This is a genomic window from Haladaptatus sp. DYF46 (genome assembly GCF_021083305.1).
GTDB lineage: Archaea > Halobacteriota > Halobacteria > Halobacteriales > Haladaptataceae > Haladaptatus.
In genome coordinates, this window is record NZ_JAJFAY010000001.1 from 1378869 (window position 1) to 1394997 (window position 16129).

At 61.5% G+C, this 16129-nt stretch carries 17 protein-coding genes; 9 read left to right on the forward strand and 8 right to left on the reverse strand.

What is annotated here, in order from left to right:
- Positions 1-105: 105 nt before the first annotated feature.
- The gene (locus tag LJF34_RS07645; RefSeq protein WP_231184289.1) at positions 106-1764 is read left to right on the forward strand and encodes an MFS transporter; all 1659 of its coding nucleotides are present in this window, start codon (positions 106-108) and stop codon (positions 1762-1764) included.
- A gap of 16 nt (positions 1765-1780) precedes the next feature.
- On the opposite strand, the gene LJF34_RS07650 is transcribed toward LJF34_RS07645, so the two are convergent.
- On the reverse strand, positions 1781-2446 hold the full coding sequence (locus LJF34_RS07650) for a DUF308 domain-containing protein (RefSeq protein ID WP_231184290.1): 666 nt from the start codon (positions 2444-2446) through the stop codon (positions 1781-1783).
- A gap of 82 nt (positions 2447-2528) precedes the next feature.
- Positions 2529-2774, reverse strand: a complete 246-nt coding sequence (locus LJF34_RS07655; protein WP_231184292.1) for a DUF202 domain-containing protein — start codon at positions 2772-2774, stop codon at positions 2529-2531.
- A 146-nt stretch (positions 2775-2920) separates the two neighbouring features.
- Here LJF34_RS07655 and LJF34_RS07660 point away from each other — a divergent pair, with 146 nt between their 5' ends.
- Together LJF34_RS07660 and LJF34_RS07665 are read left to right on the forward strand one after the other, a co-directional pair.
- Positions 2921-3334, forward strand: coding sequence for a DUF5518 domain-containing protein (locus LJF34_RS07660; protein ID WP_231184293.1), 414 nt, complete (start codon positions 2921-2923; stop codon positions 3332-3334).
- Positions 3335-3608: 274 nt separating this feature from the next.
- The gene (locus tag LJF34_RS07665; RefSeq protein ID WP_231184294.1) at positions 3609-4526 is read left to right on the forward strand and encodes a serine/threonine-protein kinase RIO2; all 918 of its coding nucleotides are present in this window, start codon (positions 3609-3611) and stop codon (positions 4524-4526) included.
- Here the strand turns inward: LJF34_RS07665 and LJF34_RS07670 are convergent.
- The gene (locus tag LJF34_RS07670) at positions 4523-4675 is read right to left on the reverse strand and encodes a DUF1328 family protein (protein WP_231184295.1); all 153 of its coding nucleotides are present in this window, start codon (positions 4673-4675) and stop codon (positions 4523-4525) included. The genes LJF34_RS07665 and LJF34_RS07670 overlap by 4 nt on opposite strands.
- 215 nt (positions 4676-4890) lie before the next feature.
- Between LJF34_RS07670 and LJF34_RS07675 the strand changes: the two genes are divergently transcribed.
- A complete protein-coding gene (locus tag LJF34_RS07675) occupies positions 4891-5028 on the forward strand; it encodes a hypothetical protein (protein WP_231184296.1) in 138 nt (45 codons plus the stop codon).
- A 4-nt stretch (positions 5029-5032) separates the two neighbouring features.
- On the opposite strand, the gene LJF34_RS07680 is transcribed toward LJF34_RS07675, so the two are convergent.
- Positions 5033-7138, reverse strand: a complete 2106-nt coding sequence (locus LJF34_RS07680; protein WP_231184297.1) for a hypothetical protein — start codon at positions 7136-7138, stop codon at positions 5033-5035.
- A gap of 28 nt (positions 7139-7166) precedes the next feature.
- Positions 7167-7868: a hypothetical protein gene (locus LJF34_RS07685; protein WP_231184298.1), complete on the reverse strand. Its 702-nt coding sequence runs from the start codon at positions 7866-7868 to the stop codon at positions 7167-7169.
- 227 nt (positions 7869-8095) lie between these two features.
- On the opposite strand from LJF34_RS07685, the gene LJF34_RS07690 reads away from it, so the two are divergent.
- Positions 8096-8686 (forward strand): 50S ribosomal protein L15e, encoded by a 591-nt coding sequence (locus tag LJF34_RS07690; RefSeq protein ID WP_231184299.1) that lies wholly within the window; start codon positions 8096-8098, stop codon positions 8684-8686.
- 47 nt (positions 8687-8733) lie between these two features.
- Here LJF34_RS07690 and LJF34_RS07695 read toward each other — a convergent pair whose 3' ends face one another.
- Positions 8734-10314 carry a lamin tail domain-containing protein gene (locus LJF34_RS07695; RefSeq protein ID WP_231184300.1) on the reverse strand — a complete coding sequence of 527 codons (1581 nt, stop codon included), beginning with the start codon at positions 10312-10314 and terminating at the stop codon, positions 8734-8736.
- Positions 10315-10504: 190 nt separating this feature from the next.
- Here LJF34_RS07695 and LJF34_RS07700 point away from each other — a divergent pair, with 190 nt between their 5' ends.
- Positions 10505-11128 (forward strand): TMEM175 family protein, encoded by a 624-nt coding sequence (locus LJF34_RS07700; protein WP_231184301.1) that lies wholly within the window; start codon positions 10505-10507, stop codon positions 11126-11128.
- Between the two features lie 305 nt (positions 11129-11433).
- On the opposite strand, the gene LJF34_RS07705 is transcribed toward LJF34_RS07700, so the two are convergent.
- Together LJF34_RS07705 and LJF34_RS07710 are read right to left on the reverse strand one after the other, a co-directional pair.
- Positions 11434-12450: an NADP-dependent oxidoreductase gene (locus tag LJF34_RS07705; RefSeq protein WP_231184302.1), complete on the reverse strand. Its 1017-nt coding sequence runs from the start codon at positions 12448-12450 to the stop codon at positions 11434-11436.
- A gap of 74 nt (positions 12451-12524) precedes the next feature.
- Positions 12525-13337, reverse strand: coding sequence for a CPBP family intramembrane glutamic endopeptidase (locus tag LJF34_RS07710; protein WP_231184303.1), 813 nt, complete (start codon positions 13335-13337; stop codon positions 12525-12527).
- Positions 13338-13434: 97 nt separating this feature from the next.
- On the opposite strand from LJF34_RS07710, the gene moeB reads away from it, so the two are divergent.
- The 3 genes from moeB to LJF34_RS07725 all read left to right on the forward strand — a co-directional run bounded on the left by moeB (position 13435) and on the right by LJF34_RS07725 (position 16089).
- A complete protein-coding gene (gene moeB / locus LJF34_RS07715) occupies positions 13435-14253 on the forward strand; it encodes a molybdopterin-synthase adenylyltransferase MoeB (protein WP_231184304.1) in 819 nt (272 codons plus the stop codon).
- Between the two features lie 110 nt (positions 14254-14363).
- Complete coding sequence (locus LJF34_RS07720; RefSeq protein WP_231184305.1) at positions 14364-14933, forward strand: DoxX family protein; 570 nt, start codon at positions 14364-14366, stop codon at positions 14931-14933.
- A 37-nt stretch (positions 14934-14970) separates the two neighbouring features.
- A complete protein-coding gene (locus LJF34_RS07725) occupies positions 14971-16089 on the forward strand; it encodes a VIT1/CCC1 family protein (RefSeq protein WP_231184306.1) in 1119 nt (372 codons plus the stop codon).
- Positions 16090-16129: the final 40 nt, after the last annotated feature.

Genomic DNA, 16129 nt, shown 5'->3' on the forward strand with positions numbered 1-16129 from the left:
TATTTATCACCGTGAGCGTCGTACCTCGTTCGGGGGTTCTCATGGGCACGAAACATCGGGAACACGAGCGACAGCAGTTGTCGACTGTTCCAACGGAGGGTGAGCGTGGCGACTGATAACGCGGATGTGGAAGCGGGGACCGAGCGGGAATCCGATTCGTTTCTCGACACGTGGGGGACGCTCGTCGTCGTGACCATCGTCATGTTCGTCGTCAGCCTCGACGCGTCGATGATTCCGGTGGCCATCGAACCGATCAGTACCGACCTTCGAACGAGCGCGAGCGGGGTTCAGGCCGCGCTCGCCATCTACTCGGTGGTGGACGCGCCGCTGTTGCTGACCGGTGCCGGACTGGGCGTCCTCTACGGGAACAAACGGATATTCCGATACGGTATCGTCCTCTTCTCGATCGGGACCCTCATCGGCGCGTTGAGCCCGTCGCTCGGGATTTTCGTCCTCGGGTGGTCCGTTATCAAGGCCGTCGCCGATACCATGATCACGCCCATCTCGCTGGCGTTGCTTCTGGCCACGTACGATGGAAAGCGACGGGCGACGGCGTTCAGCGTTTGGGGTGCGGTCACTGCGTCGGCGCAAGCCGTGGGGCCGTTGCTGATGGGGTTTCTGGCTACCGTCGCCACGTGGCGGTTGGCCATCGGACTGGAAAGCGTCGGCCTGCTCGTCGCATTCGCGCTGCTGTTTTCGGTCCCCGAAACCGAGACGGAGGAAGAAGCGGCGTTCGATTGGGGCGGGACTGTCCTGTCCTTCCTCAGTATCGGGGCTGTCATCCTCTCGTTCCTGTTGGCGGGCCAGTACGGCTGGGTGACTCCAATCCGACCGCTCGTCGTCGAGGGCGTCCGGATAGCTCCCTTCGGCCTCTCGGTCGTTCCGTTCGTGTTCGGATTCGGATTGGTCGTGCTGTGGGGTCTCATCGAGTGGGAGCAACGACGGCTATCCCGCGGCGAAGCCGCGCTCTTTCGGCCGAAACTGTTCACGAACCGCGTGTACGTGACGGGTCTCTCCATCTACGGCATCTACAGCGTCGTCACGACCGGGTTCGGGTTCGTCCTGCCGACGTTTCTTGCGATGGCGGTCGGGTTCGACCCGTTGACCATCGGTATCGCCTTTCTGCCGTTCGCGATAGCCGCCATCCTCGTCTCGATCGGCTCGGGGTGGGTGGAAGGATACCTCTCGCCGAAACATATGATTCAGATCAGCGTTGCGTTGTTCGTCGCGGGCCTGCTGCTGCTCGGGTACGTGCTGTCCCCGACCGTCACGGTCGAGGCGATGGTCGTTCCGCTGGCCGTGTTCGGCGCGGGTGCAGGACTCATGCGAGCACCCGTTTCGAACATGTCCCTGTCCTCTGCCGGCGACGAAGAGGGCGGAGAGGCCTCGGGAATCCTCGAAACGGGGAAGGAGTTCGGGAGAGGCATCGGGAACGCCGTCATTGGAAGCATCTTCCTGGCGAGCCTGTACGGCGGCATCGTCGACCGGGTGCTGCACTCCACGGGTATCCGCGTTTCGACGAGCGAGCGAACCCGACTCATCGTCGCGCTCGAAGACGCCGCCCAAACGTTCAACTCGCCGGGGAACAGCGCCGCTGCCAAGGAACTCCCGAACGCAGTGCGAGGGCTGCTCGTCGAAATCGTCGAGAACTCGGCCGTCGAGGCGGTACAGCTCGCGCTCGTCATCGTCGTCGTGTTCGTCCTCATCCAGTTGCTCCTCTCCGGATTCCTGCCCGGAACGCAGCGGTCAGAGAACGACGAGTAGCGTGAAAACGTCGCCCCTAGCGATGCGGGGCCTCGGTCGGCGGCGTGACGACCGCGTCACGTTCGCGCGACACCTTTCTCCGCCCCATCGCGGTGGCGACGAGGGCGACGCCGCTCGCGAACAGGTTCACGCCGAAGACGAGGCCGATGATGCGGAGCGCGCCGACCGGCGAGACGAACAGGACGATAGCCCCGGCCACCAACGCGACGACGCCACTGAGGACGAGCCACGACCATCCCGACTCGGGGCGGGTTCGAAGGCCCGTCCCGAGTTCGAGCAGGCCGCCGAGGAGGAAGAAGACGAGCAACAGGGCCGTAAACGACGTCGCCTCGACCAGCGGATTGATGAGGAGCGCGAGGCCGAAGACCGTATAGACGGTCGCGAGGAGTATCTCCAACCGCCTTCCCTTCCACTCCCTCGCGCCGAATCCCGTCGCCGTGAGAACCGTCCCACCGATCAGTAACAACACGCCGAACAGCAACGAGACGGCGATGGTCGCCGCGAACGGGAGCACGATGAGGACGCTCCCAAGTCCGACGAGTACCTGTTCGGCACCGACGACGGCGACGATACTCAGGATAACCAGTAGTACCCCGACACTCAGAAAGAGTCGCCAGTTTTCCGCCGCCGTGTTCGGTACTCGTTCCCGCGACTGCTCTTCAGGTCGAACGTCGTGACTCATTTTCCCCCTCCGTTCTGCCCTACGCCGGGGAGCAGCATAAACGAATAGTCGGCCGGAACGGACCCCTCTGGAACGGACGACGTCACCTGGAAGCGATGAACAGATAGAGACCACCGAGGACGAACAACGCACCCACGAGCAGGAAGAAGACTCCCGTGTAGTCGGTCAGTTTCCCCGCGAAGAGGCGAATGAGGGCGATACCGAAGATGAACGACGCGAACCCCGTTCTGATGTACGAGAGAATCGTTCGGGTCCACGCGAGACGCGTCGTTCGGTCGCCGGAAATTCCGCCCCGCCCGTCGGCCACGTCTATCGAGTCGTTCGACATGGGGTCGAAGTCGACTCGAAGCCGCAAATCCCTGTTCCCGTACGTTGATGGTTACGGTACTGTCGCCGAGTCGTTACCGTTTTAGCAGTCCTGTCACCGTCGAGAGGAGCGATTCCGCTATATCGTCGGCTAGCGTAGCTCGACCTATGGCAACGAATTGGAGAGCGGTGATAATCGGATTCATCGTCATGGTCGTCATCGGCACGTTCGGAGGAATCGTCCTGCCTGTCGTCGGTACCATCGGTGGGGGAATAATCGGGGGATTCGTCGCTGGCTACATGGCGGGAGAGGGAATCGGAAACGGAACGTGGAACGGATTGCTCGCGGGCGGGTTCGGCGGTATCGTCGGGGCGATACTGCTCGCGCTCGGCGGCGCGCTCGTCGGGAGCCTCGCCGGCCCCGTGGGAAGCGTGTTCGCGGGAACAGGGGTGCTCCTCGTCGGTATCGTCGTCGCCCTCCTGTTCGCCATTCCGAGCGGTATCGCGGGAGCGCTCGGCGGTTGGTTGAAGGGTTCGCGACAGGAACGCGGCGTCAAGCCGCCGGAGCCAGCGACCCGCTGAATCGATTACGACTGTTTTTTCGACATGTCCGAACGGGCATAAACGGATACGGATATCGGTGAGGGAAACCCGGTGATGGAATCGTAACTCACCAAATAAATCATTTTTATATACAAAATCTGAGTTTATTCCGGCGACGAATCCGGCCGAACGGGGTCGGTGGAGGGGTAATTTTAGCACGAACGACGTCGAGTGATTGTCGGGTACGGGATGGTGATTCGTCCCTCGGTTCGTGGCGCAAGTCCCTTACGCACCGGACGAGTAGGCGAACGCGATGGTTCGGAACGTCGCGCCCGAGATGGCCGAGTTGGAACAGGAGGACTTCTATCTCCTCTCGGGCGTCGAGCAGGGAATGCGCTTTAGCGAATGGGTACAGAAGGAGAAGATTCCAAACTTCTCGCGGTTGACCGCGGAGGAAGTGGCGTATCGAATCGACCGCTGTCTCGACCGCGAACTCCTCCAACGCAAGACCATCCAGTACGAGGGCTACACGCTCACGTTCGAGGGATACGACGCACTCGCGCTTCGGACGTTTTCCGAACGCGATACGATTCAGGGCGTCGGCTCACCGCTCGGCGTCGGCAAGGAAAGCGACGTGTACGAAGTGCAGTCGTTTCGCCCGATGGCGTTGAAGTACCACCGCGAGGGGTACACCAACTTCCGCGAGGTGATGAAAGAGCGCGATTACACGTCCGACCGCGAGCACGTCTCGTGGCTCTACACCGCTCGGAAAGCCGCCGAACGGGAGCACGATATCCTCGAAGCGCTGTATCCGGACGTAAGCGTCCCGCGTCCCATCGATCACAACCGCCACGCCATCGTGATGGAGAAGATAGACGGCGTGGAACTCGCGCGCTCGAAGTTCGAGGACGAACAGGTCGTTCCCGTCCTCGATCTCGTCCTCCGCGAGGTCGGCGACGCGTACGAAGGCGGATACGTCCACGCCGACATGAGCGAGTACAACGTGTTCGTCAACAGCGACGGAATCACCATCTTCGACTGGCCCCAATCGATTCCGACCGACCACCAGAACGCGTCGGAGTTCCTCGAACGCGACGTTCGCAACATCGTGGGCTACTTCGAGCGGAAATACCCCCGCCTCGTCAGGGACGTGGACGTACCTGAAGTCGCGCGCGCAATCGCGGAAAACGAATTCGAATCGGTCAGCAACTACGCGGACGACGGACCCTAGATGACGTAGGACACCACCGCCAAGACCAGGAACACGATTATCAACCACTTGGCGATGTCCATCGACATGCCAGCGACGCCACCCGCGCCGAGGACGCCAGCGACGATAGCGAGGACGGCGAACGCGATTGCGAGTTCGAGAATCGCCATTAGCGACCCACCTCGCCGACGCCGTATCTGTGTGCGAGATACATGCACGTTGATTTCCCGGCTAGTTACTTCCTCTCACGGGCTGAATTAGCAAGTACCGTATGTTATTTATGGCCGAAACGGGATTTTATCAGAGAAACCGAGGCTTCGTATAATAATTGTCTTGTTAAAACTGATTAAATAAATTAATTTTGTTTAGGGAATATAGGATATGTATGGCACGAAACGATGTTGCCACGTACCTCGAACAGCACCCACGAATGATCGGCGTTTTGTTTATGGCCAGTTTGCTACTGATGGAGGTCGTTCCCGTGGTCGCAGGCGGGACGGCAGAAGCGACGGGTGGTCCGTAGAGTTTTAATTAATAAAGTCAATCGGATTCCAATGGATTTGACCGTTGATAGTTGCTGGTTGTTGCTCTAGTCCTAAAAAATCTTCAAGATCTGCGACGATTACGTTTTCAAAAGAGGTATCGCTTGAAACGAGAGTTCTCGATGTGCGACCAAGTACATTTACAGTATATGTAGACCCAAATTGACATCGGGGATCGAGAAAAGTGTTGAATGTAAGATTATATTGATTATCTTCCTTCAACGTGATTGATATCCAACTCGGAATCCCACCATCAGATTGCACCAACGATCGACTCCCATTTCCGAGCGTAATGTATCGATAGCCGGATACGGATTCGCTTCGAGCAATCGACAGTGCTGTTCGTAACGGGAAGCCACTGTTCAGGAAAGCCGCAAAGGTTCGACCAACCCGTGTAGCCGTTTCATTGGCAACGTCGTCAAGCGTAACCACACCGCCCATACTTCCTTTCCCAATCAGTGCCATTCCCTGTTCATACGAAGAACAAGCATTCAAAAAGAAGGCCTTGATACCAACGTCATCGAGTGTCTGAGCGTCCAAACTACCGTCCACACAGAGGAATCCGCTATCATCTACATGACCGATGTAGTGGAACAAATCTACGGGTGTCTCTAGTATCTCACGCAACTCGGCCACGGTTCGATTGTAGTCGATGGTTATGTCGTACTCGACCAGTTCACGAAACCCGTACAGTTCGTCCACGATTTCGTCACTCATCTCGGCGTCGTTACAGACGACGTGAATGCTGATACTGGATTTGTTCGGTGCGGAGTAATCGAATCTCCGTTTGAGTGTTTCGACCGTCAGTTTGTTCGCACCCAACGGAAATCCGTCCCCGACCCACGCGTGTTCGGTCGTCTCCACGGGGTCGGGTCGGACGATTTTCCCTGCGTCAGTTCGGTCACTTACCCCTCGAAGGAAATCCGCGTTTTCGAACTCCCGCTTTTGTTCCCGCGTGAATCCCGTTCGGTAGAAGTCGTCGAACATCTGTGGCTTCGAAATCGACTGTTCCGAGGACTGAAGCGGCGCAGAGCGAATCTGGGACAGGTCGTATGCGAGAAACGGCAACACCCTGGCGTGTTTTTCCAGCGGCGTGACGTCAGTCGTGAGGTTCCACGTCGGGACGTACTCCGAAATCGCCTCGAGCGGGATCGAGAGGTACGTCTCCAACTGCTCGGGAAGCGAACTGCGGTACACCTCCGCGAAGTCCATGTCGAGTCGCGGTTCGAGTTGATTTCGTTCGTACGACTCGTCCTTGACGATTCCCTCGGTTCGGACCAGACAGTCGAGAAACGCGGTCTGGCGGAGGAGGCGGTGGAGGGTCTCCTCGTACGTTCCGTCGCTTTCGAGGGAGTACTCGAAGTCGCCAGCGATCAGTTTCGGAGTCCCGCCGGTCGGAACCACCTCCGCACCGAGGTAGTAGGCCAGCGACGCCGCCGGAAAGACCTTCTCGTGCATCAGGGGCAGTTCGAGTCGAACCCCGGTGTCCGGCGGGTCGATGGACTCCGGGACGTGGAACTCCTCGCCCAGTTCCACCAGCGGCGGGTGGCCTCGGAGGGTCGGATGGGCGCGGTCGGGGGTCGTCATCTTGAGCGCCGACCCGAACGTCGAGAGCGCTCGCATCGTGTCCCGCACCGACCCGGTGACGGTGACGGTTCCTTCCGGCGCTTCGTGATACGAGCGTGCGCCGATTCGAATCGGTGTCGGTCCGTCGAACGAGAGTCGTATCTCCGTCTCCGACTTTCGAATCGTGACCGCGGAAGAGAACGAGAGGTAGATGACTATCGGCGTCCCGTTGATCTGGAGGTATCGTGGTCCGGAATCGAGCGTCAGTTCGGAGTCGCTGTTCGGGGTGAAACTTCGGTCGAACTCACCGTCCACCGAATAGGCGAAAACGCTCGCCAGTATCGGGAGGGCGATTTCGTCCGTCTCGATGGTTACGGCCGAATCGACCGGATAGTAGAACGAATCGGCGTCCGCTGGCGTCGGTTCGACGGCACGCGGCGTGTGCAACTCGAAGCGAACCGTTTCGATGGGGTCCCGAACCTCGATACCGGGTCTCGCTGCCAACGACTCGAACTGTGGGTCCACGATTTCGTGTGTTACAGACTCCGTATATTTATAGGTCTACCCACGCGGTCGTCATGTCGAGGGACGGTACGTGCCACCGGTGGTCGGGGTGGTCACCGTTCCGTTGACGGAGTTCGATCCGCGCGTCGAACAGGGGTGATAACTCCGCAACCGTAGCGTCGTCGTCCGGCACCGAAAAGTGGTAGTGCGCCATTCCACGCACGCCCTTGATGATGGCACAGATGGAACGGAGAAAACGCTTGAGCGCGAGAAGGTCCTGCTCGTCGACGAGGTAGTTCAGCGAATCGACACAGAGCCGAAGCTCCGCCGGGGCGACGCCGTCCGTCGCGTCGTCGTAGTATCCCGTGGCGGTCACTATCTCCTCGCGGAGTTCGTGAAGGCCGTTTTTCCCGTCCAACGGCGGAAGGGTTTCGCCGATACTGGCGGCCGCCTGCGGAAGGGAACGGCGGCGGTTCCCGCGGTCGATGAGCCAGACGGAGGAGTCGTCGGGAGAAACGTCAACCGGGAAGTGTTCGTTCGCGGTGTTGATTCCCGCATCAGTGAGTGCAAGAACCCGCTTTCGGTCGTGTATATCGTCACCGAAGAGGGTTCGTGACGCTCGATTCGTAACGCGTTGTGACACTTCACCGGTGACGAGGAGGTTGCTTCCGTGCTGTCGGAGGCTTTCGAGGTGGTCCCGGAACACGTACACGTCCTCCTCGTCCCGGAATAACGACCGACAGTCTTTCATCTTACATTGTATCTTTCGTAATTTTATAAAACATCTCTGATTCCGACGAGCCAATACGAAGGCCTTAAACCCGCCAACCGGGAACGTTCGATAACTCGCTGGAAGACGGGCACCAGCGGGCACCTGCGATAGCAGGACGGAATGTGGCGTACGCGATTCGACCGAATCGCGAGGAGGCGGGCTACCGCCGAACGCGCTGAACCACCCAACGCCCGTGGTGATAGACCATGGCAAAAAGTTTCTACTCCCACATTCGAGACGCGTGGAAGGACCCGGACGACGGCAAACTCGCCGAACTCCAGTGGCAACGAAAGCAGGACTGGCGAAAACAGGGTGCCATCGAGCGAATCGACCGCCCGACCCGACTCGACCGCGCCCGCTCGCTCGGCTACAAGGCCAAGCAGGGCGTCGTCGTGGCACGCGCGAGCGTCCGCAAAGGCGGCGCGCGCAAGCAGCGACACAAGGCCGGACGCCGTTCCAAGCGGCAGGGTGTCAACCGCCTCGGACGGCGGAAGAACATCCAGCGCATCGCCGAGGAGCGCGTCAGCAAGAAGTACCCGAACCTTCGCGTCCTCAACTCCTACTGGGTCGGCGAGGACGGCAGCCAGAAGTGGCACGAAGTGATTCTGGTGGACCCCGAACACCCCGCCATTCAGAACGACTCGGACCTCAACTGGATCTGTGACGACTCGCACCGCGGCCGCGCCCACCGTGGCCTCACGAGCGCGGGACAGCGAAACCGCGGCCTCCAACAGCGCGGCAAGGGGACGGAACACACCCGACCGAGCAACTCCAGCGGCAAAGGCCGCGGCAAGTAACGCGTTCGCCGATTTCGATTTTTTGGTCGATAACTCCCCGAGAGACGTCAGTACGAGCGTTCCGTCACGAGGGAATCCGTATCGTCGAACACGGAAACCGTGTCCCCGTCGTCGTTCCAGACGCTCCGCGAGCGACCCCAATTGAGGACGACTTCGTCGGTTCCGGTCCCCGTTCGAAGCGTTGCCGCCGCTCCGGGTGGGAGCGTGAACCCATCCGGGAACCGGTACTCGTGTTCGGCTTCGTCCGTCACCCTCCAACCGGTCAAATCGAGCGGCCGGTCGGTCGTGTTCTCCACGACGATGGATTCCGCCGTCGGCGAACCGGACCCGTCCTCCGGACGCGGGTGTACCTCGATAACCGAGAGCGACGGTTCCGACGCGGAGTCCGGGGTGTGCGCGTCGAACAGGTCGAACGACGCGTTCAGTTCGGTCGTCGTCGGCAGGGACGGGTCGCCGTTCAGGTTGGCGGGTTCGTCCGTCACTCGGTCGTTGTTCAACCGGAGGTCCGTCCCGAGTTCCGCGGCGAGCGCGTTCAATCGTGACCGCGCCTCGTCGGGCATGCCTTCGTCGGAATGACCGACGAGAACGACCGCACCGCCGGATTCCGCGAAGGATGCGACCGCCTCCCGCTCCGCCGCCGTGAACGGTTCGGCGGGCGGCGTCACGAGGAGCGCCCGTCCGTTCAGCGCACCGTCCCCCGCCAATTCGTTCACCTGTCGGAGCCGGAGGTCCTGCCCTTCCAAATATCGCCCGTAGTAAGCGGTATCCTCGGCGGAAAGGGCGTACTCCGCGTCGAACTGCCCGTGTCCGCCGTCCATCAGGACCGCGCCCGACCGTTTGGTGAGCGAGGCGATTACGTTGGTGAGGAAGGGGAAGTTTCCGTAGCGACTGGTGTCGGCCGGGAACCCCTCCGCCTGCTCGTACGTCTCGTCGATGAGCGGGCCGCCGACCAGCACGACGGACGCCGATTCGTCGACGGCGACCAACGGAATCCGCTTCTCGTATGCGGTTCCGTCCCCCGGACGCTGCGTCGCGGTTTCGGCGGCGAAGACGGGAACCCTGTCCGATGAAACCGGTCCCCCGTCGGTTTCGATGCTCGCGGGGGTGGGCACGAAGAGTTTCTCCACGGACCGGTCCCGAACTTCGGGAGCGGCGGCGACGTTGCTCTTCGTCCAGACGTGTCGGTGTTCTCTCCTCGCGGTGGCTTCCAGTTTGGAGTACTCGTCGTGGTGTGTGAACCCGGAGTCGTAGACGCGAGCGAACCCTTCGGCGACGGCCTCGCGATTGTAGACCGTCTCCCGTTCGCCGGTGTCGTCGGCGTCGTACCGAACGTATCGCAGGAGTCGACCGTAGCTTCCCCTGTTCGGTTCGTTTTCGTCCGTCAGGAGGTCGACCGTCGCCCCGGCGAGTTCGTCCTTCGCGAACCGACTCGCCGCTTCTCCCCACCGGCCGAGATAGTTCAGTTCCTCGATTCCCTCCCACTCGGCGCGGCGCTCGGCATCGGCGTTATCGGTCGTTTCCGGCGTGTCGATGCCGATGATTCGGACCGTTTCGGTGGTTCCGTCGTCGAACCGGACGTCTATCGTGTCGCCGTCGGTAACTTCGGCGACGGTGGCCGTCGTGGACATACGTTCCCCGATACGCACCGTAGCCGCATCATTCGTTCTTAGATTTTCTGATAAAATTTCAAGTGGTATAAATAGCAATAAATATGTGAACCGAACGGCACCGAAAGACGGTCGGCCCGGTTCGGAAAGAAACGGACTCGTTCGTGAACCCACACAAATGCTATCTGGCAGCGAGTAGTTAACGAGAAAAATGGGCGAATCGGAGGGGGAGGCGGGGAACCTGACGGACCGAAAGCGAACCGAAGGGATGAATCGGCTCATGGGCTTCAGCGACGGCGTCTTCGCCATCGCCATCACGCTGTTGATACTCAACATCGAAGTACCCAAGCCGACGGGAGCGGCGGCGTTGAGTCAAATCGTCGACGAGTGGCCCGACATTCTGAGCTACGTCATCAGCTTTCTCGTCATCGGAAACTACTGGATCGTCCACCACGACATCTTCGGGGATGTCGAGCGCTACAACCAGAAACTCCTCTGGCTGAACATCATCTATCTCATGTTCATCGCGTTCATCCCGTTTTCCACCTCGCTCATCGGCGACTTTCCGGGGGGCGTTCCCGTGATGGTTTACGCCGGAACGCTCACGCTGACGAGCATCGTCCTCGCCGTTCTCTGGCGGTACGCGTGGGGAAGCGACCTGCTCGACGGGACGGTCGACCGCGATGACATGCGCGAAGTCACGTACGACATTCTCACCCCCGCCACCGTCTTCGCCGTGTCGATTCTGATAGCGCTCGTGAACGCACGGTGGGCGACGTATTCGTGGTTTCTCCTCCTCGTCGCCGACCCGATTCGGGAGCGATTGATCGGATGATCTCCAAGATCGCATATTTTGGACGGTACAGGACGGTAAACGTCGGAAACTCGGATCGAGACGGGAAATGTATAAACTGCAAAATGCGATATCAAATGGCTGTACATACCACCCGACCATTTGACTTCTGATAATTCGGTCAGCGCCGACGGGGTTTCTCCATCGGAGAACCGTGACGCTATATGGATGACTCCGGGGACTCTCCGACGTACTCGCCGAACACGGTTTCGAACTCACCACGTTCGCACCGAAGCCGGACGTGGGAGTCGTAGAGACCGCTATCGTCGAAAAACGGACGGACCGGACTACTCCTCTCGCTCGCCGACCTTCACCAACTGCTTGCCGATGTTTTCGCCCTCGAACAGGCCGAGGAAGGCGTCGGGGGCGTTCTCCAACCCCTCGGTGACGGTTTCTCGATACCGGATTTTGTCCTCGGAAATCCACTTACCGAGTTGCTTCGCGCCCTGTTCGAATCGCGGCGCGAAGTCGCCGACGAGGAGACCCTCCACGGTCGCACGCGTCTCGATGAGTTTGCCGAGTTTGCGCGGACCGGTCGGTACGGATTCGGCGTTGTAGAGCGCGATTTGACCGCAGACGGCGACGCGAGCGTCGACGTTGAGTTTGGAGAAGACGGCGTCCGTGATCTCGCCGCCGACGTTGTCGAAGTAACGGTCCACGCCCCCGGGCGCGGCGTCGTCGAGCGCCTGCCCGTAGTCGTCCACGTCCTTGTAGTTGATTCCGACGTCGAACCCGAGTTCGTCTTCGAGGAAGGACACCTTCTCGTCGGACCCGGCGAAACCGACGACTTTGGCACCCGTGAGCTTCGAAATCTGGCCGACGACGGAGCCGACCGCACCGGCCGCACCGGTGACGACGACCGTATCGTCCGCGCGGGGTTGGAGGACTTCGCGGGTGCCGAAGAAGCCGGTCAATCCCGGCATACCGAGGACGCCCAGCGAGGTGGAGATGGGCGCGAGGTCCGGGTCGACTTCTTGGAGTTCCGGTCCGAGGGCGGTGACGTAGTCGGCCCATTCGAGGTTGCCGGTCACGATGTCGCCCACCTCGAATTCAGTGCCGTTGGATTCGACGACTTCACCGACGACGCCGCCTTCGAGTGGGTCGCCGACCGCCCACGGGTCGGCGTAGGACTCCCGGGCGTCCATCCGACCGCGCATGTACGGGTCCACGGAGAGGTACAACGTGCGGACGAGCGCCTCGCCCGGACCCGGTTCCGGGACGTCCCCTTCGACCAGTTCGAAGGTGTCTCGGTCGGGCGTTCCGCTCGGGCGCTTCGACAGCAGGAATTTTCGATTCGTCGCCATACTGAGCGATAGTTGGTACACGGATAAGGGGGCTGTGGCGGAAGCCGCCTTTGCCGCTTACGGGAGGACGACAACTAAGGGAGGACAGCAAGCGACACGACGACGACGAGGTGGAAGGTGACGTGACCGGCCATCGACGATTCGATGCTGTTCTGCCAGTAGAGCCATCCCAAACCGACGCCGACGAGCGCGTTGAGAAAAACGACCGGAACGACCAGCGCGGGCGTTACCGCGGCGGTGGCCGCGAGCACGGGGAGATGACCGGCACCGAACGCCACCGCGGAGACGGCGATTGCGGCCCACATGACGCCGGAGGAGGGACGGTCCCCGCCGGTGAGCTTCCAGAGGACCCACGCGACGAACGTCATGAAGCCGTACCGGACGAGCAACTCCTCGGTGATACCGCCGTAGAGGAATTTGGTCAGGAGTCCCACCGCTACCGAGTAGACGGTTGCGTCGTTCGCAGCGACCGCGAGGAGTGACGACAGTCCGGGAACGAACGCCGCGAACGCACCGTCGAGGACGAGAACGGCGAGAGCGAGGACGACGCCGACACCGACCGATGCGGGTAGCTCCTCGGCGAACAGCACCGGCGGTTGCGTCGTTCCGACGACCCGGTAAAGGACGTGCGAATGGAGTCGCACGCGGGGAATGAGGGCGGTACCGACGAGGCAGGCGAGTGAGAGGAGGACGAGCGGTTGTGCGATGGCGAGCAAGAAGAGGAGATGGGTAGGCACGTCGGCAACCTGCGGAAGGCTGTGCAGTTCGTCGAGCGACGACGCGCCGACGAACAGGACGCCGGGAATCCCGAGCGCGAACATCAGGGCGGCCCCTTCGACGAACGAGCGCGGTCGTAGTCGGTCCCTCGTCGAACCGCGGTGACTCATATGACCCGGACCGTACCCGAGGACCAAAAAGGTTCGAGTGACGGTTCGGGTTCCGGTGGAACCACGGATTTATAGCCGGATGTGCCCACTGGAAACCATGGGCGGCCTTTCGCTCGACGCGACGCAACTCGACCGCTACTCCCGGCACATCATTATGGACGAGGTGGGCGCGGAGGGCCAACAGGCGCTCCTCGACGCCCGCGTCCTCGTGATCGGTGCCGGCGGCCTCGGCGCACCGGCCATCGAATACCTCGCGGCGGCGGGCGTCGGCACCATCGGAATCGCCGACGACGACGCCGTGGAGCGGAGCAACCTCCAGCGACAGGTGATTCACGGCGACGGCGACGTTTCGCGTCCGAAAGTCGAGAGCGCCGCCGACTTCGTTCGGGACCTCAACCCCGACATCGCCGTCGAGACCTACGAGGTCCGCGTCGAACCCGACAACGCGGAATCGCTCATCGCGGACTACGATTTCGTCGTGGACGCGAGCGACAACTTCCGAACCCGGTACCTCGTCAACGACGTGTGTACCCTCACCGACACGCCGTTCTCCCACGGCGCGATTTACAAGTTCGAGGGACAGGTCACGACGTTCACGACCGACGGGCCGTGTTACCGCTGTCTGTTCCCCGAAGCGCCGCCGGAAGACATGGTCGCCGACTGTGCGACGACGGGCGTCCTCGGCGTCCTCCCCGGAACCGTCGGCTGTATTCAGGCCACGGAGACGGTCAAATCGCTCACGGGAATCGGCGAGGTGCTGGAGGGCCGGATGCTGTTCTACGACGCGATGGACATGAGCTTCGAGGAAGTTCAGTATCGCAACAACCCCAACTGTCCCGTCTGCGGTTCGGACCCCATCGACTCCATCGAGGACGTGGAGTACACCGAATCGTCGTGTGCAGTGCGGGCGGACTGACCGTATTTTTCGACAGTGCTAAACACCGTCAAACACGGTTCTTATGCCATGAGAACCGCAACATAGGTTTATCACATATCCCGACGTCTCTACAATCGTAGGTGAATGCAATGGCAACTAACCAACTCAACACTGGAGCAAACACGTTCGAAAGCAAAATCGGCGGCCTAACCGTTCGCGGACAGGCACACAGCCTGAGCGCGTGGTTCGTGTTGGCGCTCCGTCTCATGATGGGCTACGCGTTCCTCGCCGCCGGATGGGCGAAGATCGCGGCGGCCGAACCGTTCGACGCGGCGGGCTACCTGACGAACGCGGTTCCCGCGGCGAGCCCGATGGTCGGCGTGTTTCACTGGATGGGTACCACTCCCTGGTTCGTGGACGTCGTGAACGTCGCCGTCCCGTGGGGTGAACTGTTCATCGGCCTCGCGCTCCTCGTCGGCGCCTTCGTTCGCCTCGCGGCGTTCTTCGGCGCGTTCATGATGGCCATGTTCTACTTCGGCAACTGGACGGTCGAACACGGCGTCATCAACGGCGACTTCGCGTACATGCTCGTCTTCCTCGCCGTCGCGGCGTTCGGCGCGGGGTACATCCTCGGCTTGGACACGCTCATCGCGCGCTACGAAGTTGGCGGCGAGGCGCTGGTCGAGCGCTATCCCGCCCTGCAGTACATCCTCGGCTGAGCACGCTTTTTTCGCGGTGGACAGCGACAGTAGTACCATGAAATCGGGGGACGTGGAACGCTGGCGAAATAACTGGCAGGACGAGGTGGACGGCGCGGCGCTCTATCGCGCGATGGCCGAGTCGGAATCGAACCCGGAACTCGCGGAGTTGTACCGAAATCTGGCCGAGACGGAAGGAGAACACGCGGATTTTTGGGCGACGAAGCTGGACGACGCTGACGAACCGGTCGGGTTGCCCGCCCCGAGCCGTCGTGTGCGAACCCTCGCGTGGCTCGCGCGGCGGTTCGGCGCGAACTTCGTCCTTCCCGCGGTTCGCGGAAGCGAAATCGGCGGGAGCGTGGAGTATCACCGCCAGCCCGATGCTGACTCCTCGCTCGTGGACGACGAACGCTCACACGCTCATCTCCTCGCGAATTTGGACACGTCGAGCGGCGTGGAGGGCGGGACGCTGGCACGACTGGAAGGCAGACACCACGCGACCAGCGGGAACGCGCTCCGGGCCGCCGTCCTCGGCGCGAACGACGGTCTCGTCTCGAACCTGAGTCTGGTGATGGGCGTCGCGGGCGCGGCGCTGGCCCCGACCTCGATTCTCATCACGGGACTCGCCGGACTGCTGGCGGGTGCTGGCTCCATGGCGATGGGCGAGTGGCTCTCGGTCACGAGTTCGCGGGAACTGTACCAGCGCCAAATCGGCGTCGAAGCCGAGGAACTCGCGGAAGTGCCCGAGGAGGAGGAAACCGAACTGGCGCTTATCTACCGGGCGAAGGGTCTGTCGCGGGAACAGGCGGAAGAACTCGCCGCCCAAATCGTCTCGGACCGGGAAACGGCCCTCGACACGTTGGCGCGGGAGGAACTGGGCATCGACCCGGAAGGTCTCGGCGGGTCGGCGTGGGAGGCGGCGGGGTCCTCGTTCGTCCTGTTCGCGCTGGGCGCGATCGTTCCGGTCGCGCCGTTCGCCGTCTTTTCGGGCCTCACCGCGGTCGGGGTGAGCCTGCTCGCGAGCGCGCTCGCGCTGTTCGCCATCGGCGCAGGTATCACGCTCCTCACCGGACGGAGCGTCCTGTACTCCGGCGGTCGTCAGGTCCTCATCGGACTCGCGGCGGCGGCGCTGACGTTCGGCGTGGGCCGACTCATCGGCGTGACCATTGCGGGATGATTTCCGAGGGGCGGTGCGGTGAAACAACCCTCGACGAAAA